The organism is Antarctobacter sp. (genome assembly GCF_034670325.1).
GTDB lineage: Bacteria > Pseudomonadota > Alphaproteobacteria > Rhodobacterales > Rhodobacteraceae > Antarctobacter.
This window is the reverse complement of record NZ_JAXMNR010000005.1, coordinates 334325-356246: the sequence shown is the minus strand read 5'-3', so window position 1 is coordinate 356246 and position 21922 is coordinate 334325. Positions and strand designations below refer to the sequence as shown.

Here is a 21922-nt window from a genome sequence, read left to right as displayed (position 1 = left end):
ACGCAGCAAAATCGCTTGATCGCAGAGACGCTTTCGCAAATCCTGAGTTCACCGGAGCACAACGACGTGCCCCGCGCGACATACCTCCCACCGACTGGGATTTTCCCGAGCAACGCCGCTCACTCTCTGCCTGCCATAGGCGGAGCGTGTTTGCGGCTTTTTGTCTTGCCCGGTGTTTCGCGACGGACCCGGGTGCCCCCATAAAAGGAACCGACCGAATGAAGTCTTTCCTCTTCTCCCTCGCGGCGACCACTGCGCTTGTCAGCCCCGCCTTTGCCGAAATGCTGGAGCTTGAAAAGGACGAGCTGACCTTTGGCTTTATCAAGCTGACCGATATGGCGCCGCTCGCGGTGGCCTATGAAAACGGCTATTTTCTGGACGAGGGCCTGTTTGTCACGCTGGAGGCGCAGGCCAACTGGAAGGTGCTGTTGGACGGCGTGATCGGCGGACAGTTGGACGGCGCGCATATGCTGGCCGGTCAACCGCTGGCGGCGACCATCGGGTTCGGCACCGAGGCGCATATCATCACCCCCTTTTCGATGGACCTGAACGGCAACGGCATCACCGTCTCGAACGAGGTGTGGGAGATGATGAAGCCGAACATCCCGCATGAGGACGGCAAGCCGGTCCACCCAATCAGTGCAACCGCATTGGCCCCGGTGGTCGAGCAGTTCAAATCCGAAGGCAAGCCGTTCAACATGGGCATGGTCTTTCCGGTGTCGACCCACAACTATGAATTGCGGTACTGGCTGGCCGCTGGCGGGTTGCACCCCGGGTTCTATTCGCCGGACAACATCACCGGCCAGATCAACGCCGATGTGCTGCTGTCCGTGACGCCGCCGCCGCAGATGCCCGCCACGCTGGAGGCAGGGACGATCCACGGATATTGCGTGGGGGAGCCTTGGAACCAGCAGGCGGTGTTCAAGGGCATCGGCGTGCCGGTGATCACCGACTATGAGCTGTGGAAGAACAACCCGGAAAAGGTGTTCGGCATCTCTGCGGAATTCGCCGAGGCCAACCCCAACACCACCATCGCGGTGACCAAGGCGCTGATCCGCGCGGCCATCTGGCTGGACGAGAACGACAATGCCAACCGCCCCGAGGCGGTCGAGATCCTCAGCCGCGCGGAATACGTCGGTGCGGACTATGACGTCATCGCCAACTCGATGACCGGCACGTTCGAATACGAAAAGGGCGACAAGCGCGAGGTGCCCGACTTCAACGTCTTCTTCCGCTACAACGCGACCTATCCGTTTTACTCCGACGCGGTCTGGTATCTGACGCAGATGCGCCGCTGGGGCCAGATCGCAGAGCCGAAGTCGGATGACTGGTTCGATGAGGTCGCCAAGTCGGTCTATCGCCCGGACATCTATCTGGATGCGGCCCGCATGCTGGTCGACGAAGGCCTGGCAAATGAGGCCGAGTTCCCTTGGGACAGCGATGGCTACAAGGCGCCGACCCCGGCGGCCGATATCATCGACGGCATCGAATACGACGGTCGCGCGCCCAATGCCTACCTCGAAAGCCTGCCGATTGGCTTGAAGGGCGCGCAGACCGTGGTCGGCGCAGAGGTCAAAGGCTGACACCAGCCTAACCCTGAGGCCCCGGATCAGATCCGGGGCGCGTTCCACCAAGTACATCGCGCCCCGGGCGTAGACCCGGGGCCTCCCCCTCAGATCGAGGACCGCAAGACATGACGACCGTAGATCCCGAATTCACCGCAGCCGAAGCCAAGGAGGCCCGCCGCGCCCGACTTTTCACCCGTATCAACACGGCTGACAAATGGTTGCAGGCCTTTGGTCTGAACTGGATCACACCGATCCTGCGCGTTGCCGCGGGGGACAATCCCGCCGCCCAGATGAAAGAGATCTGGCGTCTGCTGGCGGTGCCGCTGATCGCCATCATGGTTTTTCTGATGCTCTGGGGCACGCTGGCCCCCAAGGTGCAAACATCGCTGGGCGCGGTCCCCGGGCCGGCGCAGGTCTGGGAAGAGGCGCTGAACCTGCACGATGACGCGCTCGCCAAGGCCGCCAAGCAGGCCAAGTTCGAGGCCATGGTTGAAAAGCGCAACCAGAAGTTCATCGACGCCGGTGAGCCGGACAAGGTCAAATCCGTCGCCTATACCGGCGCGCCCAGCTATTACCAGCAGATATGGACCTCGATCAAAACGGTCTTCTTCGGCTTTTTGCTGGCGACGATTGTGGCGGTGCCGCTGGGCATCATGGCCGGTCTGTCGGCCACGGCAAATGCCGCGATCAACCCGCTGGTACAGATTTTTAAACCTGTGTCCCCGCTGGCGTGGCTGCCGATTGTCACCATGATCGTCTCGGCCATGTACACCAGCAATGACGGGCTGTTCGCCAAGTCGTTCCTGATCTCGGCCATCACGGTGACGCTGTGTTCGCTCTGGCCGACGCTGATCAACACGGCGCTGGGCGTGGCGAGCATCGACAAGGATCTGGTGAACGTCTCGAAGGTGCTCAAGATGAACACCTACACCAAGATTACCAAGCTGGTGCTGCCCTCGGCGCTGCCGCTGATCTTTACCGGGCTGCGGTTGTCGTTGGGTGTGGGGTGGATGGTGCTGATTGCGGCGGAAATGCTGGCGCAGAATCCCGGTCTTGGAAAATTCGTCTGGGATGAATTCCAAAACGGGTCGAGCCAATCGCTGGCCAAGATCATGGTGGCTGTCCTGACCATCGGCATTATCGGCTTCCTGTTGGATCGCGTGATGTTCGCGCTGCAGTCCTTCTTCACCTTCTCGAACAATCGGTGAGCGACATGGCTGTGATCGAATTCAAGAACGTCTCCAAAAGCTTTGGCACCGGCACCCATGCCAGCCATGTGCTGAAAGACATCGACCTGAGCGTCGAAGAGGGGGAGTTTCTGGTGCTGCTGGGCTTTTCCGGCACCGGAAAGACCACGTTGATCAACCTGATGGCCGGGCTGGAACAGCCCACCAAGGGCAGCGTGACGTTTCGTGGTCAGCCCATCACCGGGCCGGGGCGCGAACGCGGGGTGATCTTTCAGAACTACTCGCTGATGCCCTGGCTGACGGTAGAGGGGAACGTACGGCTGGCGGTGGACACGGTGTTCCCGAAGATGCCCAAGGCGGAAAAAGCCGAAAAGGTCGCGCAATATGTGCAGATGGTGGGCCTGTCCCACGCAGCCACACGCCGTCCGGCGGAGCTGTCGGGCGGGATGCGCCAGCGGGTGAACGTGGCGCGGGCGCTGGCGATGTCGCCGGAGGTGCTGCTGCTGGATGAGCCGCTGTCGGCGCTGGACGCGCTGACGCGGGGCAACCTGGCCGAAGAGATCGAGCACATCTGGGAGGCGGACAAGAAGACCTGCGTGCTGATCACCAACGATGTGGATGAGGCGATCCTGCTGGCCGACCGCATCATCGCGCTGAACCCGGACGGGACTTTGGGTGAAGAGTTCAAGGTGGGCATCGACCGCCCGCGCGACCGCACGGCGATGAACCATGACGACCGGTTCAAGGCACTGCGCGCCGCTGTCACCACCTACCTGATGGACGTGGGCATCAAGGCGCGCGCCGAGGGTAGCAAGGTGCTGCCCGACGTGACGCCCATCCACGGCGTCCCGAAGGTCATCAAAGACGCGCAGGCCGGGATGATCGAGGAACGCTTTCTCGACTTCAGCCAGTTGCACAAGGTCTATGCGACGCCCAAGGGCCCGCTGACGGTGGTCGAGGATTTCAACCTCAAGATGGACCGGGGAGAGTTCATTTCCCTGATCGGCCATTCGGGCTGTGGCAAGTCCACGGTGCTGACCATGGCCGCTGGTCTGAACGCGATCTCCAAGGGCGCGATCAAGCTGGACGGCCGCCATGTCGAGGGGGCTGATCCCGAACGCGCCGTGGTGTTCCAGTCGCCTTCGCTGTTCCCATGGCTAACGGCGCGCGAGAACTGCGCCATCGGTGTCGACAAGGTTTACCCCCGCGCCAGCCGCGCCGAGCGGCAAGATGTGGTGGATTACTATCTGGAACGCGTCGGTCTGGCGGATTCGATGGACAAACCCGCCGTCGATCTGTCGAACGGCATGAAACAGCGCGTCGGCATTGCGCGGGCCTTTGCCCTGTCGCCCAAGCTGCTGCTGTTGGATGAACCCTTTGGGATGCTGGACAGCCTGACCCGCTGGGAGCTGCAAGAGGTGCTGATGGAGGTCTGGTCGCGGACCAAGGTCACCGCCGTCTGCGTCACCCATGATGTCGATGAGGCGATCCTGCTGGCGGACCGCGTGGTGATGATGACCAACGGCCCGCAGGCGACGATTGGCAAGATCGTCAACGTTGATCTGCCCCGCCCGCGCACCCGCAAGGCGCTGCTCGAACACCCCGATTACTACCACTACCGTGAGCAGGTTCTGGGCTTTCTCGAAGAATACGAACACGGGTCCAAGCCCAAGACGGCCACCGCCGCCCCCAAGGCTGACAACAAGGAGGCCGCATGATGGACGTGGTTATCGACACCCCCACCCGCACATTCATTCAGGTCACAGAGGTCTGGGTGCCAGAGGGCGGCGTGCTGAAGCTGGTCGAGGGCAGCTATGGCGATCTGACAGCCTTTGCGGAGACTTCTCGCGGGACGGAACTTGCCAAAGGCGAGGGCCTGCCAGGCAAGGCGTGGGCCGAAGAACGCCCCGTGGTGCTCAAGGGCTTTGACGGCTCATACTTCAAACGGACAGAGGCCGCGACAGAGGCGGGCCTGACCAGCGCCGTGGCGATGCCGATCTTTGACGAGGACGACCTGAAGGCGGTTCTGGTGGTGCTTTGCGGCGATGATGACGCCCGCACCGGCGCGATCGAGGTCTGGCACGAAGAGGACGGGCTGCTGTTGCTGGATGACGGCTATTACGGCGCGGCCAAGCATTTCGAATGGGTCAGCCAGCACACCAGTTTCCCCAAGGGACAGGGCCTGCCCGGTGGTGTCTGGGTTTCGGGGCATCCGATGCTGATGCGCGACCTTGGCTCTGGCTATCGGTTCATTCGCGCGGAAAGCGCGGGTGAGGCGGGTCTGACCACGGGTCTGGGGCTGCCGGTGCCGGTGCCGCACGACAAGACCTATGTCATGACGCTGCTGTCGGCGCGCGGCACCCCCATCGCCCGCCGGTTTGAGCTGTGGGACGCGCGCAAGGCCCGCGCCGGGGACAATGCCGCGCTGCTGGTGGATGGCATCTGCGCGCGAGAGGGCACCTTGGGTGATCCTGACAACGCGGGCAACGAACGCCGCGTGACCGCCTTTCAGGGGGCTATCGGGCGGGTGATCGGCACCGGGCTGCCCGTGGTGCAATCCGGGCAGGCCGGGCTGAGCGCCGGGTACAGCACCATGGTTGCCGTGCCGATCCATCAGGGCGGTGAACTGGCGCATATCGTCGCCTGGTACATTTGAGAGGTCACATGACATGAAACAGAAACTTGTCGTCATCGGGGCCGGAATGGCCTCTGGCCGGGTGCTGGAGCATCTGACCGACGCAGAGCCGGACAAGTGGGACATCACCCTGTTCAACGCCGAGCCGCGCGGAAACTATAACCGCATCATGCTGTCGCCGGTGTTGTCGGGTGAGAAAACATACGAAGAGATCATCACTCATGACGCCGATTGGTACGCCGCGCGCGGTGTGACCTGCCGCTTTGGCGAGGCGGTGACCGCCATCAATCGCGACACCAAGACGGTGCATGGCGCCGGGGGGGACGTGCCCTATGACAAGCTGGTGATTGCCACCGGGTCGGCACCGTTCATCATTCCGGTGTCGGGCAAGGACCTGCCGGGGGTGATCACCTACCGCGATCTGGACGATACCAACGCGATGGTCGAGGCGGCGGGCAAAGGCGGCAGCGCCGTTGTCATCGGCGGCGGTCTGTTGGGGCTGGAGGCGGCGGCCGGGCTGTCCCTGCGTGGGATGGATGTCACGGTTTTGCATTTGAACGGCCACCTGATGGAACGCCAACTGGACGAATCCGCAGGCTATCTGTTGCGCCGCGATCTGGAAAAGCGCGGTATCACCATCAAGACTCAGGCCTCGACCACGGCGATTTTGGGAGAGGACCGCGCCGAGGCGGTACTGCTGGAAAGCGGTGAGACTTTGCCCGCCGATCTGGTGGTCATGGCCGTGGGCATCCGGCCGGAGATCCGGCTGGCCACGGATGCGGGCCTGAGCGTGTCGCGCGGCATCGAGATCGACGCGCAGATGATGACGTCAGACCCGGATGTTTTCGCGGTTGGCGAATGTGTCGACTTTAACGGGCATCTCTTTGGTCTTGTTGCGCCGCTGTACGATCAGGCCAAGGTGCTGGCGCAGACCCTGATGGGGGAACCGGCGGCCTTTGTCGTCAAGGACATCGCGACCAAGTTGAAGGTCACCGGCTGTGACCTGTTCAGTGCTGGTGACTTTGCCGAGGGAGAGGGGCGCGAAGACATCGTTTTCCGCGACCCGGCGCGCGGCATCTACAAGCGGCTGGTGCTGGAGGACGACCGCCTGATCGGGGCCGTGATGTACGGTGACACCGCTGACGGCAACTGGTTCTTCGGGCTGATCAAGGACGGCACCGACATCGAAGAGATGCGAGAGACGCTGATCTTTGGACCCGCCTATCAGGGAGGTGGCCAAACGGACCCTCTCTCAGCCGTTGCAGCCTTGCCGCCTGAGGCGGAAATCTGCGGTTGCAACGGCATTTGCAAAGGACAGATCGTCGAGGCGATCGCGGCAGGCGCTACCGATCTTGGCGCGATCAAGGCCACGACCAAGGCCAGCGCGTCGTGCGGGACATGCACCGGGCTTGTCGAGCAGGTCTTGCAGGTAACCTTGGGCGACAGTTTCCAGATGCCGACAGCACAGCCGATCTGCACCTGTTGCGATCTGACCCATGAAGACGTGCGCCGTCTGATCAAATCAAAGGAACTGAAATCGCAGGAGGCGGTCTGGCAGGAACTGGGCTGGAAGACCCGCAACGGCTGTCACGTCTGCCGCCCGGCGGTGAACTTTTACCTGCTGGCGGATTGGCCGGTGGAATACCTCGATGATCCGCAGTCGCGGTTCGTCAATGAACGCAAACACGCCAACATCCAGAAGGACGGTACCTTCAGCGTGGTGCCGCGCATGTGGGGCGGGATCACCACCGCCGATGAATTGCGGGCCATTGCCGATGCGGCGGACAAATACAACGTGCCAACCGTCAAGGTGACGGGTGGCCAGCGCATCGACCTGCTGGGCGTCAAAGGGGCGGATTTGCCGTTCATCTGGGACGATCTGAACAAGGCCGGGATGGTCAGCGGGCACGCCTATTCCAAGGGGCTGCGCACGGTCAAAACCTGTGTCGGCACCGATCACTGCCGCTTTGGCACGCAGGATTCCACCGGGCTAGGGATCAAGCTGGAAAAATTGCTGTGGGGGTCGTGGACGCCGCATAAGGTAAAGCTCGCGGTCTCTGGCTGTCCGCGCAACTGCGCCGAGGCGACCTGCAAGGACGTGGGCATCATCTGCGTCGACAGCGGCTATCAGGTCAGCGTCGCGGGCGCGGCGGGCATGGACCTGAAGGAAACCGAAGGGCTGGCCGTCGCCGCGACGGAACAAGAGGCGATCGACCTGACCGTCGCCTTTGTCCAGCTTTACCGCGAAAACGCCAAGTATCTGGACCGGGCGTATAAATGGGTCGCCAAGGTCGGTCTTGATTGGGTCAAGGAGCGGGTCGTTGACGACATTGAGGAACGTCAGCGTCTGATCGCGGCGTTTGAGCTATCGCAGCAGATCTACCGCAAGGACCCATGGGAAGAGCACGCACAACAGGCCGCGCGCTATCAGCCGCTCGCCGATCTGACACTGGAGGCGGCGGAATGAGCTGGATCGACATTGGCGCGATTGATGAGGTGCCCCTGCGCGGCGCGCGGGTTCTGAAAACCAACGTCGGGTGCGTTGCGGTGTTTCGCACTGGCGCGGATGAGGTTTTTGCCGTCTCCGACACCTGCCCGCACAAGGGCGGGCCGCTGTCTGACGGCATCGTACACGGGCAGTCGGTGACCTGCCCGCTGCACAACTGGGTCTTTGATCTGAACACCGGTCAGGCGCAGGGCGCGGACGAAGGACACATCGCCACCTATCCGGTGCGCGTCGATGCCGGGCGTATCCAGATCGACGACACGGTGCTGCGCCAGCGGAGCGTCGCGTGATGGACGGGGCCGGTTGTGGAACGGTGCGTTCGACCTGCCCCTATTGCGGTGTGGGCTGTGGTGTTCTGCTGACGCCGGATGGCGCGGGCGGGCTGGATGTGCGCGGCGATCCCGACCATCCGGCCAACTACGGGCGGCTGTGTTCCAAAGGCTCGGCGCTGGGCGAAACCGTGGGGCTGGGGCAGCGGTTGCTGGCCCCGCGTATCGACGGGCAGGAGGTCGACTGGGACACGGCGCTGGACACGGTGGCGACGCGGTTTTCAGAGACCATCGCCCAACACGGCCCCGACAGCGTGGCGTTTTACGTCTCTGGCCAGTTGCTGACAGAGGATTACTACGTCGCCAACAAGCTGATGAAAGGCTTCATCGGCTCGGCAAACATCGACACCAACTCGCGGCTTTGCATGGCCTCGACCGTGGCGGGGCACAAGCGCGCCTTTGGCACGGACACGGTTCCCGGCACTTATGAGGACCTCGAAGAAGCCGACCTTGTGGTTCTGGTGGGGTCGAACCTCGCATGGTGCCATCCGGTTCTGTACCAGCGCGTGCTGGCGGCGCGAAAGGCGCGCGGCACCAAGATCGTGGTGATAGACCCGCGCCGTACCGCCAGCTGCGACGGGGCCGATATGCATCTGGCCTTGCAGCCGGGATCGGACGTGGCGCTGTTCAACCGCTTGCTGGTTGAGATCGACAGGGCCGGTGCGCTGGATCACAGCTATCTGACCCACACGCAGGGGCTTAAGGCGGCGCTAGAAGCGGCGGCGTTGGGTGACGATGCGGTCACCGGGTTGGATGCCGCGCAGATCGCCGCGTTCTGCCGCCTGTGGATCGGCACCGAAAAGGTCGTCACCCTCTTCAGCCAAGGGGTGAACCAGTCCAGCAGTGGCAGCGACAAGGTCAACGCGATCCTGAACTGTCACCTTGCAACGGGTCGCATTGGCAAGCCCGGTTCTGGCCCGTTGTCCGTCACCGGCCAGCCCAACGCCATGGGCGGGCGCGAGGTGGGCGGGCTGGCCAATATGCTGGCGTGCCATCTTGACCTTGAAAATGCCGATCACCGCGCCGCCGTGCGCGATTTCTGGGATGCGCCGTTCGTGCCGGACCGACCGGGCCTCAAGGCCGTCGACATGTTCCGCGCCGTGGGCGACGGGTGGATCAAGGCGCTGTGGATCATTCACACCAACCCCGCCGTGTCGATGCCCGATGCCGATGCCGTGCGCGACGCCATCGCGTCCTGCCCCTTTACGGTCGTCAGCGACATCACAGCCGCCACGGACACCGCGCGGCTGGCCGATGTGCTGCTGCCCGCCAGCGCCTGGGCGGAAAAGGACGGCACCGTCACCAACTCTGACCGGACCATCAGCCGGCAGCGCGCGGCGTTGCCCGCACCCGGCGCGGCGCGGCCCGATTGGGAGATCTTGGCAGAGGTTGGTTGCCGCATGGGGTGGCGGGATGCATTCGACTATCAATCGCCGGTCGAGATCTTTCGCGAATACGCGGCGCTGTCGGGGATTGCGGGACGGTTCGGGCGGGACTTTGACATCTCCGGCCTGCAAGACCTTGGCGCAGAGGGTTACGCCGCCCTCAGCCCGACCCGTTGGCCGGTCACGGCGTCCCGTCAGGGTGGGCGCTTTTTCGCGGAGGGTGGTTTTTATCATGCCGATGGCGAGGCGCGTATCCTGCCCGTTTCATGGCGTGCGCCCGCAGCCCGGACCGCGCCGCGCTATCCCTTTGTACTGAATACCGGACGCACCCGCGACCAGTGGCACACGATGACCCGCACAGCCCTGTCGCCGCGTCTGTCCGCCCATCTGGCAGAGCCGTTTGTCGAGATTCATCCGCAGGACGCGCGCACTCTTGGGATCGGTTCCGCCGATCTGGTGACGCTGGACAGTCCACAGGGCGCTGCCATCCTGCGGGCGCGCATCACCGATGCGGTTCAGCCCGGACAGGTTTTTGCGCCGATGCACTGGACCGGGGAAACCGCGCCCGCGGCCCGGATTGATGCGCTGGTGGCTGCCGTGACCGATCCGGTCTCCGGCCAACCCGAAAGCAAGGCCAGCGTTGTGCGTGTGACCCGCCTGCAAGCGGAATGGTACGGGTTCGCCGTGTCGGCTCGCCCGATGGCACCGACCGCCGACTATTGGGCGCTTAGCACGACTAGGGCAGGGTGCCGCGCGGAGCTGGCGGGGCTGGACACGCCGCCCAACTGGGAGGTCGCAGCGCGTCGCCTATTTGATCTGCCACAGGCGGAACTGACTTCTGTGCATGGGCCGGGACACGGTGTTGCACGGCTGGCGTTCCGGGAAAACGGGCGGCTGGTGGCGGCGCTGTTTGTGTCGCCCGCGCCGGTTGCGGTGATGCGCGACTATCTTGCCACCTTGCCGGATGCTGCGGACCAAAGCCTGCTGTCAGGGCGGTCGCCTGCGGATGTGCCGGATCCGGGGCCGATCCTGTGCTCCTGTTTCGGGGTGGGTGTGAACACCATCCTCGCCGGGATCGAGGATCAGGGCCTGATGTCGGTCGAGGCCATTGGCGCCGCGCTACAAGCGGGCACCAACTGCGGATCGTGCCGTCCGGAACTGGCGGACCTGCTGACCATGGTGCAGGCGCGGGAGGCGGCGGAATGAGCCTGTCGGACCATGTGCGCACGCTTGGTCGCGGGCCGGGCCGGTCGCGGTCGCTGACCGAGGATGAGGCGGCCGACGCCATGGCGCAGATGCTGGCAGGGGCCGCTCCAGAGGCTGTTGGCGCGCTGCTGATGTTGCTGCGGATGAAAGGCGAGACGGCGGAGGAAATCGCCGGGTTGGCCCGCGCCGCACAGGCCCCTCTGGCGGACTGGCCGCGGGCCGATCTGGACTGGCCCTGCTATGCGGCGGGCCGCACGCGCGGGCTGCCATGGTTCCTGCTGGCGGCGAAACTGGTCGCGGACAGCGGCGCGCGCGTGCTGTTACACGGGTGGAACGGGCCAGACCCGGCCATCCGGCAGGGGCTGGATGCGCTAGGCATCCCGATGGTTGAAACGCCCGAGGCTGCGATCCGTGCATTTGACGCACACGGTATCGCCTATCTGCCGCTTGAGGCCGCGCATCCGGCGCTGTTCCGCCTGCTGGACCTGCGGCGCACTCTGGGCCTGCGGTCCTGCGTCAACACGGTTTGCCGGATGCTCAATCCGGGTCGTGCCAGCGCCAGCGTGCAGGGGGTCTTTCACCCGTCCTACCGCCTGTTGCAGGCGGATGCAGCGCAGCTGTTGGCGTGGCGCAATCTGAGTGTGATCAAGGGCGGCGGTGGTGAATTTGAACGGCATCCCGGCATGGAAATCGCGGGCTTTGGCCTGCGAGACGGCGCGCCATGGCAGGGCAGCTATCCGGCCCGCGTGCAGGATCACCGGCGGCTGTCCGATCTGGACCTGCCGACTGAGGCGCTGACCGCGCTTTGGCAAGAGAACAATGGCCCCGAGTTTGCCCGCCAGATCGTGCTGGGCACCGCCGCGCTGGCCTTTGACACATTGGGCACCGCGCCCGACCTGACCGCGCTCTGGCGCGCCCGTTCCGTCCTGCAATCGGCCTAGGAGACAGCCATGAAAAGCTTTCCGATGTTCATTCGTACCTCGGGCCGCCGCGTCGTGATCGTCGGCGGGGGAGAGCAGGCGGCACAGAAGACCCGGCTGATCCTCAAGACCGATGCAGAGATCGTTCTGGTGTCGCCCGATCTGGACGCCGAATTGCAGGCGCTGGTGGCAGAGGGGCGGGCGCGTCATGTTCCGCGCCTGACGGCAGAGGTGTTCGGGAACGCGGCGATGGGGTTCATCGCCACCGGTTGTCCGGGTCTGGACGCGGCGGTGCACGGGCTGGCGCAGGCGATGCGTTGCCCGGTGAACGTGGTGGACCGACCCGATTTGTGTGACCTGACCACCCCGGCGCTGGTGGACCGCGACCCGGTTGTGATCGCCATCGGCAGCGAAGGCACCGCGCCTGTGCTGACTCGCGAGATCAAGACGCGGCTGGAGGAAAGTCTGCCGCCGAACCTTGGCGGGTTGGCGGCATTGGCGGGGCGCTTGCGCCCGGTGGTTGAGGCGCGTGTGCCACGCGAACAGCGCCGCCCCTTTTGGGCATGGGTATTCAAGGGCGGGCCGCGTGCCACTTGGACACGGGGACACGAACGTGAGGCCGCGAAAGAGATCAAGACGGCTATTGCTGCGGGCGGTGCGCCGCAGGTTGAGGCCAAGGGTCATGTCTCTCTGGTCGGAGCGGGGCCGGGGGCGCGCGACCTGCTGACCTTGCGGGCGGTCGAGCGGATGCAAGAGGCCGACGTGATCTTTTACGACCGTCTGGTCGATGCAGATGTGCTGGAACTGGCGCGGCGCGATGCCGAGCGGGTCTATGTGGGCAAAGTGGTCGGCGCGCATGCCTGGCCGCAAGACCGCATCAACGCGGTGATCGTGGCCGAGGCGCGCAAGGGTCGCCGCGTGGTGCGGCTGAAATCCGGTGATCCCGGCGTCTTTGGCCGCGCGGGCGAGGAACTGACCGCCATCCGTGCGGCAGGAATCGAGGTCGATGTGGTGCCGGGCATCACCGCCGCCTCTGCCGCTGCCGCCGCAATGGGGGAGCCGCTGACCGAACGCGGGGTGTCGGACACGCTGATCCTGACGACCGGTATGGCGCAGGCGGGCGCGGCGCTGCCGGACAGCACGCGGCTGGCCTCTCCGGGGACCACGTCAGTCTTTTACATGTCCGTGCGGCAGGCGGGACGTATCCGCGACGATCTGCTGGCGCGCGGCCTGCCACCTCAGACCCGCATCCGTGTCGGTGTCGACGTGTCAAAGCCCACTCAGCAATTGCTGGACTGTCCGGTGGCCGCCTTGGAAGAGACCTTGCGCGCGGCGGATTGCGACGGCTGTGCCGTGATCCTTGTGACGTGGCCCGCGTATGGCGCGGCCGCTCAGGCGGGCATGGCATTGGCCGGGGTCCGCGTGGCCTGAGGCCAGACAAGGGTTGAAACGCAAGGAGGAGCGCATTGCGCTCCTCCAGTCGTTTCGCGGGTACAAGAGTTCACTTTTTCAGGTTGGTCCAGATCTGGTCGTAGACCTCTTGCGTGGCCTGATCGCAGACCTGAATGAACACGCCCTCGCCTGCCTCGGCGGGTGGGTTGGATTCCGGTTGGGTGGCCAGCGCTGGGTCAAGGAAGGGTTCTACCCCGGCAACGCCCGACACATAGCGCGCATAGTTGGTGACGGCGGCGATGTTTTCCGGTTCCAGCAGGAAATCCATGAACTTCAGCGCGTTGTCTCGGTTCGGCGCGTCCTTGAGCAGCACGACGTTGTCCATCCAGACAACGTAGCCCTGAGTCGGAAAAGCGTATTCGGTGTTTGCGCCTTCTTCACGGGCCTTGGCGGCGAAACCATCATAGATCTGGCCAACGGCGGCGTCGCCCGACACCAGCACCTCTTTTGCGGTGTCAGAGTTGAAAGAGGCCCAATGCGTCTTGGCCTCTTGCAGCATGGCGTTCAGCGACTTGAGCTGGTCGCGGTCGGTCGAACATTGCGGGATACCCATGTGCAACGCGGCCATGGCCATGACCTCACCCTGACTGTCCAGCATGTTGATCTTGCCCGACAGTTCGGCTGGCGGATTGAACAGGATGTCGGTGGTGTTGATGTCACCGTCATAGACGTCCCGGTTCACCGCGAAAGAGGTAGAGCCCCACTGGTAGGGGATCGAATGCGCGCGGCCCGGATCAAAGGACGGGTCGGCCCATTGCGGCAGGATGTTGCCCTTGTTTGCCAGTTCACCGTCCTTGATGGTGTCCAGCAGCCCCTCACCGGCCATGATCTGCACCATGTAGTCGCCCGGAACGGCCACGTCATAGGTGCCGACGGCCCCCGCCTTGAGCGAGGCAAGCAGCGCCTCGTTGCTGTCGTAGGTGTCCATGACCACCTCGACGTCATATTGTTCGCTGAAATTGTCCAGCACCTCTTGCGGGATGTATTCGAACCAGTGGTAGACCACCAGTTTGCCCTCGGCCGCCGCCATGCCAGCGGTCAGCGCCAGCGCCGCCACGGTTGTCGTCATCAGTTTTTTCATTGTCGTTCCCCTCTGTTGGTTCATTTTGTCTTGTCCCTTCGGCTGATCAGCCACGACAGGGTGACCATGACCACGGATATGCCTAGAAGCATGGTGGAAATGGCCATGATGTTGGGCTTGATGCCCTGTTTGACAGCGCCAAAGATTGCGGTGGGCAGGGTTTCGACCCCGGCCCCTTTGACGAAGTTGGTGATGATGAAATCGTCCAGCGACACGATAAAGGCGAGCAGAAAACCCGACACAATCCCCGGTGCCATCAGCGGCAGCAGGATGCGGGTGAACGCCTGCCTGCGGGTGGCGTACAGGTCCATCGCGGCCTGTTCATAGGTCGCCTCGATCCCCTGCATCCGGGCCGAGATCGGCAGGTAGGCGAAGGGGATGCAAAAGGCGATATGCGCCAAGAGGATCGTCAGCAGACCACGGTCAAAGCCGATGGCGTTGAAAAAGATCAGCGTCGCCACGGCGGTCACGATCTCCGGCACCATCAGCGGCAGAGAGATCAGGCCAAAGGATACCATGCGCAGCTTATACTTGCCGCCGCGCAGGATCGCCGTGGCGGATAGGGTTGCGATACAGGTGGCCATCGTCGCGGCGATGATCGCGATGACAAAGCTGTTGCGCGCTGCCAGTTTGAACTTGGCGCTTTCCGGGCCGGTAAAGACATCGGCGTACCAGCGCAGGCTGACGCCTTCCCAATTGGTGATCGAGGGAGAGGCGTTAAAGCTGTAGACCGTCACCACCACCAGCGGCGCATAGAGGATCACAAGGCAAAGGATCGTGATGGCGCGAAAGCCGGGGTAGACGCGCAGGTCGTATTTTCCAACGCTCATCTCAGGACCCCGCCTTGCTTTGTTGCCGGGCAAGGACCAGCAGGATGATCAGCACCAGTGACAGCAGGATCATCGAGGCCGCCGCGCCAAAAGGCCAGTTGCCGGCGTTGCCCTTGAACTGTTCCTCTATCAGCGACCCGATCATGAAATTCTTGGCCCCGCCCAGCAGATCAGGCGCAAGGAACGATCCCATCGAGGGCACAAACACAAGGATGCAGCCCGCGACGATCCCCGGTTTCACGGACGGCAGCAGGATGCGTCGCAGCACCGTCCAGCGCGGGGCGTAAAGGTCTGAGGCGGCCTCGGACAGGGTGAAGTTATAGCGTTCCACGGCGGCGTAGATCGGCAGCACCATGAACGGCAGGTAGGAATAGAACAGCCCCAGTTGCACCGCGACATTGGTGTTCACGATGGACAGCGGTTCACTGATGATCCCGATCCCCATTAGCGCCTCGTTCAACGGGCCTTGGTCGCGCAGAAGGAACTTCATCGACACGGTGCGGATCAGCAGGTTGACCCAATAGGGGATGGTGACGAGGAACAGCCAGAATGTGCGCTGCGCCGGGGCGCGGGTGGCGATGAAATAGGCGGTGGGAAAGCCGATCACGAGGCTGAGCAGCGTCGCTGCCCCCGCCTGCCAGATCGAGCGCCAGAAAATCAGGATATAGGTCCATTCGATCCGTGGCGGGTCGTCCCCGAACAGGCCGCGGTCGAAAAAGAACTGGTCATAGGCGGACAGGCTGAATTCCCAGATCACGCCGCCGCGGAATTCCTTGGTCAGGAAGGAATAGATCAGCATCATCGTGACTGGGGCGAGGACGAGAATGCCCAAACTCACCCATGCGGGCAGCAACAGCCAGCCGCGTGCCGGCGCATAGGTGTCGCTGGTGGATGATCCGCCTGTGGCGGCACCGCCTGCCATCAGTCCATCAGGAGGCGCGCGGCCCCCTGCTCCATGTTGACGAACACCTCTGTGCCCGGATCAAAAGTGCGCCTGTCGCCCCGGCTGGAATTGGGCGCGCGCACGCGGAATTCCGGTCCGTCGTCGAGGTCCAGTATGGTCGAGATGTCGGTTCCAGAAAAGATGTTCTCGCGCACGCGGCCTTTCAGGCTGTCGCCCTGTGTGGGGTCAGACGACAGGGTCAGACGTTCGGGGCGCAGCGACATGTGGACCTTTGCGCCCGGGCCGATGCCCTCGACCGCGTCGCAGGTCAGACGATGCCCGCCGCCAAGGTGGCAGGCGGCCTGACCATCGGTGACGGTGTCGACCGTGACCTTTATCAGGTTGGTCTCGCCGATGAAATCCGCGACAAACATGTTGCGGGGACGATCATAGATCTCACGCGCGTCGCCCAGTTGCTGCACCTCACCGGCGGACATGACGGCGATCCGGTCGGACATGGTCAGCGCCTCTTCCTGGTCGTGGGTGACAAAGATAAAGGTGATGCCGGTGTCGCGTTGCAGGTGCTTCAGCTCGATCTGCATGGCCTTGCGCAGCTTGAGGTCCAGCGCGCTCAGAGGTTCATCCAGCAACAGCACCTTGGGGCGGGGGGCCAGCGCACGGGCCAGCGCCACACGTTGTTGCTGACCGCCGGACAGTTGAGACGGCTTGCGCGCTGCGAATTGCGACAGTTGCACCATCTCCAGCACTTCGCCCGCGCGAGCGCGGGCCTCGGACTTGCTGTTGCCCAGCATTTCCAACCCAAAGCCGACGTTCTCCAGCACGGTCATGTGCGGAAACAGCGCGTAGTTCTGGAACACCGTGTTGATGGGGCGCTTATGCGGCGGCAGGCTTACGATGTCGTCGCCGAACAGGAAAATCGCGCCTTCGGTCACGTCCTCAAACCCGGCGATCATCCGCAAAAGCGTGGTCTTGCCACAGCCAGAGGGGCCCAGCAGGGTAAAGAACTCATTGTCCCGGATAGAGAGCGAAACGCGCTTGAGCGCGGTGAAATCGCCGTATCTTTTGACCGCGTTTTGCACGTCGATCGCATTGGATGTTCCTGTCGCCACGCGTGTCTCGTCCTTGTCCGTATCGGTGGCAGGAGCATAGGAAGACCGCCCGAGGGTCAGAAGCAACGACTGCCTCAGCGATCGTTAGCCTTTGCCTAAGGCCTGCCGATCAACGGGTTTTCCTGCCAGTGCCCGCATGGTTGCACAAAAATGGATCGTGATCGCGTGATTATTGGGCGTTTCCGAAATGCGATGTGGGCTCAGCCCAGCGTGTCGAGCAGTGAGTCGAGCATCACGTCGCAGGCGTCCAACTGGGATCGCAGCAGGTATTCGTCCGGTTTGTGGCCCTGCGCCTCCATGTCGCCGGGCCCGCAGACAACGGTGGGGATGCCAAGGGCGTCAAAGAAACCGGCCTCTGTCCCAAAGGCGACCTTGGTCAGCGTCTGGGTACGGGCAAGGCGCTGGACAAGGCGTGTGACGTCTGTATCTGGCGGGGTGTCGAGGCCGGGATAGGTGGTGACCTGCTCCAGCGTAATCGCCGCGCCGTGGGTGGTGGCGATGTCGTCGGCAAGGGTCTGGATACGCGCCATCAGGGCGTCCGGCGCATCGGCAGCAAGGTGGCGGAATTCGAACAGAACTTCGGCCCGGTCGGGGACGATGTTCAACGCGGTGCCGCCTGACATCTTGCCCACATGGACGGTGCTGTAGGGGATCGCATAGCCGCCGTCCCGCGCGCCGTGTTTTGCCAGATCGTCCTGCATGGAGCGCAGCCCGGCCACCATATCGGCCGCAAGGTGCAGCGCGTTGGTGAAACGCGGGGCCAGCGCGGAATGGCCTGCCTCGCCGTGACAGATGGCGCGGATCGCGCTTTTGCCCTTGTGGCCCACAGCAACCTGCATCGAGGTCGGCTCGCCCACGATACAGGCGCGGGGCAGGCCGATGGCCGGTTGCAGCGCGTCGATCATCCGGCCGATGCCGACACAGCCGATTTCCTCGTCGTAGGAAATGGCCAGTTTCAAAGGTTCGCGCAGGGTGCGCTTGGATGCCTTGTCGGCGCAGGCCAGCATCGTCGCCAGAAAGCCCTTCATGTCGGTGGTGCCGCGTCCATAGAGGCGGTCGCCTTCGACGGTCAGGCGGAACGGGTCGCGGGTCCAGTTCTGGCCCTCGACCGGGACCACATCGGTGTGGGCCGACAGCAGGACACCCGCGCCTGTCGGCCCGATGCTGGCGAACAACCCGGCCTTGTCCTCGACCGGGTCGGGGACGCGGGTGACGGCAAAGCCGCGTGATTTCAGGAAGTCCTCGACATAGGCGATCAGCGGCAGGTTCGACCGCGCGCTGACCGTGTCGAACCCGATGAGCGTGTCGAGAATCTCAAGGCTGGTTGTCATGGCACCAGCGTTTTCAGCGTTTCCAGAACGACATCAGGGTCGGTCTGTGGGTTCACGATACACAGGCGGAACACCATCTCGCCGCGCCAGCGTGTCGGCAGGCACAGCAGCGCACCAGAGCGGCGATGCCCTTCGGCCCATGTGATCATGGCCTCTTCGCTCATGCCACTGGGGCGGAACAGGATCACCGTCAGTTGCGGGCCAAGCAGCAGGTCCAGCCCTTGGATGGCGGCAATCCCCTGTGCAATCTCCTCTGCCACCTCACGCGTGGCGGCGATGGCCTGCGTGTAGGCGCGAGTGCCATGTGTCACCAGCGCGTACCACAGCGGCAGGCCGCGCGCCCGCCGCGTCAGGTGCAGGGCGTAGTCTGATGGGTTCCAATGGGTCTTGTCCACGGTGTCCAGATAGACCGCCTGCTGCCCATGTGCCGCCGCGCCGTGGCCCGCGTCGCGGTAGATCAGCGCGCAGCTGTCATAGGGCGCGAACAGCCACTTGTGCGGGTCGACGATCAGGCTGTCGGCCCGTTCGATCCCGTCGAACGCGGGCCGCATGACCGGATCGGCCAGCGCCGCGCCGCCATAGGCCCCGTCGACATGTAACCACAGGCCGTGCGCCTTTGCGAGGTTCGCCAGCCCCTCGATGTCATCGACCGCACCGCAATTGGTGGCCCCGCCGTTGGCGACGATGGCAAAGACATGCTCGTCCATGTGGGATTTCGCGGCCTCGCCGGACATGCGTCCCGATGCGTCCGCAGGCACAAGGATCACCTCCACATCCATGATCCGCGCAACGGCGGTGATAGAGCTATGCGCCTCGGACGAACACAGGATGGCGCGGCGGTCGCGGCGTCCATGCGTGCGACGGTGCCATTCGCGTGCCGCGTGCAGCGCCGACAGGTTGCCCAGCGTTCCGCCGGCGACAAACACGCCGCCCGCGCTGTCCCCCCAGCCCGCAAGATCGGCAATCCAGCGCAGCGCCTGATTTTCCGCATGGATCGCGCCTGCGCCGCCGTCCCAATTGCCCGCAAAGATGCCCGCCGCGCCAAGGGCCGCGTCGAAACTCAGCGCCGCGCGGCTGGGGGCGGAGGCGACAAAGGACAGGCTGGTGGGATGCCCGAAAGGCCGGGTCGAGGGCACGATTGTGTCGGTGAACAGGCCGAAGGCGGCCTCTCCGCCAATGCCGTCTTCGGTGATCGACCCGCCAAGGATCGGCTCCAGCGCGGCAAAGGCCTGCGCGCCGTGTTTCGGGTCGGGGCCTTCGGCGATGCGCCGGGCGGTCCAGCCAAGGATCTGATCCGTTGCGGCGGGATCAAAGGGAAACGGGTCTTTCATTCCGCGGCCAGCCCGGTGATTTCACGGCGGAAGGGCAGGGCGTCGCCGATGTCCTCGCCGTCCAACTCACGCGCATAGCGGTGGCCCGCGTAGGTTGCCCATGCGATGGGGCCGGGGGCCTCGGCGTCGCCGATGATCTTGACCGATTTGATACCCGCATCGGCCCAATCACCCCGCCGCGCCATCAGATCAGTATAAAGCGCGTTGTTTTCCAGTTTGGAGGTGGCCACGACGACCGCGTCACAGCCAATCTCTGTCAGGCGATCCGTGTAGGTGCAGTTGGTCACGACATGCCCTTTGCCGATGGCGGTGACGCCCCGGTTCAGCACAATCTCAACCCCCATTTCGGCCAGCCGCCGGTGGATCGTGTGCTGTTCCAGCGTGTTCACCGTCCAGTCAGACAGATAGGCAGAGGGCGTGACGATGGTGACCTCACAGCCCTCCTGCCGCAACAGTTCAGCCAGAACGCCGCCCATGTAGTAGTGATCGTCGTCGTAGATCACCACATGGCCAGAGGGTCGCTGCCCGTCCATGATATCGTCAGGCGTGTAGATCGGCGTGGTGGCATCCATCGGGAAGGGCACCACATGCTGGCGGCCAACCCCGTCGCGCCGCCACTTCGCTCCAGTAGCGATGCAGATGTTCTCAAACCCAAACTCAAGGATGCTGTCGGCGTCCAACGCGCTGTCGAAATAGGTCTGCACGTTGGGTTTCTGCCCGATTTGGTATGCGCGGTAATCCGCCACGCGGCCCCATGCAGACAGGCCCGGCAACAGGCGTTCGCGCGCCACGCGCCCGCCGACCGCTGTGCCCGCCTCTGCCAGTGCCACGTCATAGCCGCGTTCAGCCAGGGCGCGCGTCGCCTCCAGCCCTGCCGGTCCAGCGCCCACCACCAGAACCGACTGGCTGTCGCCCTTTGTGTTCATCCGTTCCGGGTGCCAGCCCTTGCGCCATTCCTCCATGAATGTCGGGTTCTGGGTGCAGCGGCTGATCGACATGGTCATGTCGCCGGTGATGCAGATGTTGCAGCCGATACATTCGCGTATGTCCTCGATCCGGCCTTCTTCGATCTTTTTCGGCAGGAATGGATCGGCAATCGAGGGCCGCGCACAGCCGATGGCGTCCAGCGTGCCGCTGCGGATCATCCGTGCCATCACGTCCGGTGAGGTGAAGCGCCCCACACCCACCACCGGCTTGTCCGACAACTCGCGGATACCACGCACCAGCGCCTCTTGCGCGCCTTCCTCCTTGAAGCGCGACGGGCCGGAACAATCCTCCCACGTGCCGTGCGCCAGATCCCAAAGGTCCGGCAGATCCTTGTTCATCTCGACGAACTCACGCACCTCGGCGTTGGAAAAGCCAAGGTCGCCAATGGTCTCATCCAAGGACACGCGCAGGGTGATGCCCATTGTGTCACCCACTGCGTCGCGCATGTCAGCGATCACTTCGCGCGCAAATCGGGACCGGTTTTCAAGGCTGCCACCGTATTCATCGTCACGCATATTGGTCGCGCGCGACAGAAAGTGCTGGAAAATGCCAAAGCCATGCGCGCCATACAGGCAGATCAGGTCAAACCCGCCTGTCTTGGCGCGTTTGGCCGCGTTCACGAACCAGCGGCGCAGATCCTTGATCTCATCCTTTGACAAGGCGCGCGCTTGCATCGGGTCGTTGGTAAAGGTGCGGATCGGGCCGGGGGACACCGCGCGCGGCACCTCTTTGGTGTACAGGTTCGGGCCGTTGATTCCGGAATAGGCCAGTTGAATGCCCGCCAGTGCGCCGTGTTCCTTCATCTTGTCGGCCATGCGCGCCAGCATCGGGATGTCCTTATCCTCCCACAGGCGCAGCTCGATAAAGGGTGTGATTTCAGAGGTATGGTGCATCTCACACTGTTCGGTAAACACCACGCCCCAGCCACCTTGCGACTTGATCCCGCGCATCGCGGCGGCGGCAGAGGGATCGCGATAACCGCCGCCATTGCAGTGCGGCACTTGATAAAAGCGGTTCTTCGCGGTGACAGGGCCGATGGTCAGCGGCTCGAACAGGATATTGTAACGGGGATCGCGCAAGGTCTGCTCCATGATGTTTGGGCGGAGGATACCCATGCCGGGGCCGCCCGAAAGTCCGCCCTGCGAAAGCGTGGCTTAGGCA

General features: G+C 63.8%; 16 protein-coding genes. 9 read left to right on the top strand and 7 right to left on the bottom strand.

Annotated elements, in window-relative coordinates; translation table 11 throughout:
- Positions 1–218 precede the first annotated feature (218 nt).
- The 9 genes from VOI21_RS14840 to cysG all read left to right on the top strand — a co-directional run bounded on the left by VOI21_RS14840 (position 219) and on the right by cysG (position 13167).
- A complete protein-coding gene (locus tag VOI21_RS14840) occupies positions 219–1583 on the top strand; it encodes a CmpA/NrtA family ABC transporter substrate-binding protein (protein ID WP_323770714.1) in 1365 nt (454 codons plus the stop codon).
- Between the two features lie 110 nt (positions 1584–1693).
- Complete coding sequence (locus tag VOI21_RS14835; protein ID WP_323770713.1) at positions 1694–2776, top strand: ABC transporter permease; 1083 nt, start codon at positions 1694–1696, stop codon at positions 2774–2776.
- Positions 2777–2781: 5 nt separating this feature from the next.
- Complete coding sequence (locus VOI21_RS14830) at positions 2782–4473, top strand: ABC transporter ATP-binding protein (protein WP_323770712.1); 1692 nt, start codon at positions 2782–2784, stop codon at positions 4471–4473.
- Positions 4470–5411, top strand: coding sequence for a GAF domain-containing protein (locus VOI21_RS14825; RefSeq protein WP_323770711.1), 942 nt, complete (start codon positions 4470–4472; stop codon positions 5409–5411). The genes VOI21_RS14830 and VOI21_RS14825 overlap by 4 nt, the downstream gene beginning before the upstream one ends.
- A gap of 13 nt (positions 5412–5424) precedes the next feature.
- Positions 5425–7857, top strand: coding sequence for a nitrite reductase large subunit NirB (nirB, locus tag VOI21_RS14820; RefSeq protein ID WP_323770710.1), 2433 nt, complete (start codon positions 5425–5427; stop codon positions 7855–7857).
- Positions 7854–8186 (top strand): nitrite reductase small subunit NirD, encoded by a 333-nt coding sequence (nirD, locus tag VOI21_RS14815; RefSeq protein WP_323770709.1) that lies wholly within the window; start codon positions 7854–7856, stop codon positions 8184–8186. Before nirB ends, nirD begins: the two co-directional genes overlap by 4 nt.
- Complete coding sequence (locus tag VOI21_RS14810) at positions 8186–10816, top strand: molybdopterin-dependent oxidoreductase (protein WP_323770837.1); 2631 nt, start codon at positions 8186–8188, stop codon at positions 10814–10816. The genes nirD and VOI21_RS14810 overlap by 1 nt, the downstream gene beginning before the upstream one ends.
- Complete coding sequence (locus VOI21_RS14805) at positions 10813–11757, top strand: glycosyl transferase family protein (protein WP_323770708.1); 945 nt, start codon at positions 10813–10815, stop codon at positions 11755–11757. The genes VOI21_RS14810 and VOI21_RS14805 overlap by 4 nt, the downstream gene beginning before the upstream one ends.
- A 9-nt stretch (positions 11758–11766) precedes the next feature.
- Entirely contained in the window at positions 11767–13167 is a 1401-nt protein-coding gene (gene cysG / locus VOI21_RS14800; protein ID WP_323770707.1) for a siroheme synthase CysG, read from the top strand.
- A gap of 70 nt (positions 13168–13237) precedes the next feature.
- Here cysG and VOI21_RS14795 read toward each other — a convergent pair whose 3' ends face one another.
- The 7 genes from VOI21_RS14795 to VOI21_RS14765 form a co-directional block, all read right to left on the bottom strand.
- Positions 13238–14269, bottom strand: coding sequence for an extracellular solute-binding protein (locus VOI21_RS14795; protein ID WP_323770706.1), 1032 nt, complete (start codon positions 14267–14269; stop codon positions 13238–13240).
- A gap of 20 nt (positions 14270–14289) precedes the next feature.
- A complete protein-coding gene (locus VOI21_RS14790) occupies positions 14290–15099 on the bottom strand; it encodes an ABC transporter permease (protein ID WP_323770704.1) in 810 nt (269 codons plus the stop codon).
- Between the two features lies 1 nt (position 15100).
- The gene (locus VOI21_RS14785; protein WP_323770703.1) at positions 15101–16021 is read right to left on the bottom strand and encodes an ABC transporter permease; all 921 of its coding nucleotides are present in this window, start codon (positions 16019–16021) and stop codon (positions 15101–15103) included.
- Complete coding sequence (locus VOI21_RS14780) at positions 16021–17112, bottom strand: ABC transporter ATP-binding protein (RefSeq protein ID WP_323770702.1); 1092 nt, start codon at positions 17110–17112, stop codon at positions 16021–16023. Before VOI21_RS14780 ends, VOI21_RS14785 begins: the two co-directional genes overlap by 1 nt.
- A gap of 200 nt (positions 17113–17312) precedes the next feature.
- A complete protein-coding gene (gene argE / locus VOI21_RS14775) occupies positions 17313–18443 on the bottom strand; it encodes an acetylornithine deacetylase (RefSeq protein ID WP_323770701.1) in 1131 nt (376 codons plus the stop codon).
- Positions 18440–19774 (bottom strand): pyridoxal phosphate-dependent decarboxylase family protein, encoded by a 1335-nt coding sequence (locus tag VOI21_RS14770; protein ID WP_323770700.1) that lies wholly within the window; start codon positions 19772–19774, stop codon positions 18440–18442. The genes argE and VOI21_RS14770 overlap by 4 nt, the downstream gene beginning before the upstream one ends.
- Positions 19771–21840: an FAD-dependent oxidoreductase gene (locus VOI21_RS14765; protein WP_323770836.1), complete on the bottom strand. Its 2070-nt coding sequence runs from the start codon at positions 21838–21840 to the stop codon at positions 19771–19773. The genes VOI21_RS14770 and VOI21_RS14765 overlap by 4 nt, the downstream gene beginning before the upstream one ends.
- Between the last annotated feature and the right edge of the window lie 82 nt (positions 21841–21922).

What these genes read in the sequence shown, in the direction of transcription:
- cysG (WP_323770707.1), top strand. Translation starts at nt 11,767, where the DNA reads ATGAAAAGCTTTCCGATGTTCATTCGTACCTCGGGCCGCCGCGTCGTG.
- VOI21_RS14785 (WP_323770703.1), bottom strand. Translation starts at nt 16,021, where the DNA reads ATGGCAGGCGGTGCCGCCACAGGCGGATCATCCACCAGCGACACCTAT.
- VOI21_RS14805 (WP_323770708.1), top strand. Translation starts at nt 10,813, where the DNA reads ATGAGCCTGTCGGACCATGTGCGCACGCTTGGTCGCGGGCCGGGCCGG.
- VOI21_RS14795 (WP_323770706.1), bottom strand. Translation starts at nt 14,269, where the DNA reads ATGAAAAAACTGATGACGACAACCGTGGCGGCGCTGGCGCTGACCGCT.
- VOI21_RS14825 (WP_323770711.1), top strand. Translation starts at nt 4,470, where the DNA reads ATGATGGACGTGGTTATCGACACCCCCACCCGCACATTCATTCAGGTC.
- nirD (WP_323770709.1), top strand. Translation starts at nt 7,854, where the DNA reads ATGAGCTGGATCGACATTGGCGCGATTGATGAGGTGCCCCTGCGCGGC.
- VOI21_RS14790 (WP_323770704.1), bottom strand. Translation starts at nt 15,099, where the DNA reads ATGAGCGTTGGAAAATACGACCTGCGCGTCTACCCCGGCTTTCGCGCC.
- nirB (WP_323770710.1), top strand. Translation starts at nt 5,425, where the DNA reads ATGAAACAGAAACTTGTCGTCATCGGGGCCGGAATGGCCTCTGGCCGG.
- VOI21_RS14810 (WP_323770837.1), top strand. Translation starts at nt 8,186, where the DNA reads ATGGACGGGGCCGGTTGTGGAACGGTGCGTTCGACCTGCCCCTATTGC.
- argE (WP_323770701.1), bottom strand. Translation starts at nt 18,443, where the DNA reads ATGACAACCAGCCTTGAGATTCTCGACACGCTCATCGGGTTCGACACG.
- VOI21_RS14830 (WP_323770712.1), top strand. Translation starts at nt 2,782, where the DNA reads ATGGCTGTGATCGAATTCAAGAACGTCTCCAAAAGCTTTGGCACCGGC.
- VOI21_RS14770 (WP_323770700.1), bottom strand. Translation starts at nt 19,774, where the DNA reads ATGAAAGACCCGTTTCCCTTTGATCCCGCCGCAACGGATCAGATCCTT.
- VOI21_RS14835 (WP_323770713.1), top strand. Translation starts at nt 1,694, where the DNA reads ATGACGACCGTAGATCCCGAATTCACCGCAGCCGAAGCCAAGGAGGCC.
- VOI21_RS14840 (WP_323770714.1), top strand. Translation starts at nt 219, where the DNA reads ATGAAGTCTTTCCTCTTCTCCCTCGCGGCGACCACTGCGCTTGTCAGC.